Here is a 245-nt window from a genome sequence, read left to right as displayed (position 1 = left end):
CCACCGTCACGGGGAACGGCACCAGCGCTCCGGAGGAGGTCCAGCCGCACACCCTGACCCGGGTGGACGCGGTGGAGAAGACCTCCACGGGGACGGTGGAGTCGTTCCAGTCCTACGGCTACGACAACCTGGGCAACACCACCGAGCGGATGACAGGCGGTGACACCCAGAAGCTGACCTGGAACGCCGACAACAAGCTGACCTCGGTCGACGTCACCGACAACGGGCTGACCGACGTCTCCTAC

1 protein-coding gene is annotated in these 245 nt (G+C 66.1%); it reads left to right on the top strand.

The genetic code is table 11. The annotated features are described in order from the left end of the window. A partial coding sequence (locus HOY81_RS27805) for a hypothetical protein (RefSeq protein WP_237323362.1) occupies positions 1-245 on the top strand: 245 nt, incomplete at both ends.

It is taken from the genome of Streptomyces sp. JJ36, from assembly GCF_021696945.1.
Lineage (GTDB): Bacteria > Actinomycetota > Actinomycetes > Streptomycetales > Streptomycetaceae > Streptomyces.
The sequence above is the reverse complement of the archived record's forward strand: the minus strand, read 5'-3'. Positions and strand labels throughout refer to the sequence as shown.